Source organism: Vibrio sp. 11986-1-5 (genome assembly GCF_963878025.1).
Taxonomy (GTDB): domain Bacteria; phylum Pseudomonadota; class Gammaproteobacteria; order Enterobacterales; family Vibrionaceae; genus Vibrio; species Vibrio injensis.
The window spans coordinates 1-255 of the sequence record NZ_CAWNVW010000043.1 but is presented as its reverse complement, the minus strand read 5'-3'; the positions used below and the strand labels follow the sequence as shown (position 1 = coordinate 255).

The window sequence follows — 255 nt, the reverse complement described above, 5'->3', positions numbered from 1 at the left end:
GCGTTTGGTCGTCACCAACGTAAGCGATTAAGTCATTGTAGGTTTGGATGGCTTGCTCAGACTGATTTAGCTGGCCTTGCCTAACGCCTTTGTTGAGCATGGCCTTCACAACCCGCTCTTGCAAAGCTGGCGTTTGGTCGTCACCAACGTAAGCGATTAAGTCATTGTAGGTTTGGATGGCTTGCTCAGACTGATTTAGCTGGCCTTGCCTAACGCCTTTGTTGAGCATGGCCTTCACAACCCGCTCTTGCAAAG

The 255-nt window shown here is 50.2% G+C and carries 1 protein-coding gene; it reads right to left on the bottom strand.

What is annotated here, in order from left to right; genetic code table 11:
* Positions 1 to 255 (bottom strand): tetratricopeptide repeat protein (locus tag AACS00_RS09965; RefSeq protein ID WP_219968458.1); only part of this gene is annotated, 255 nt, incomplete at both ends.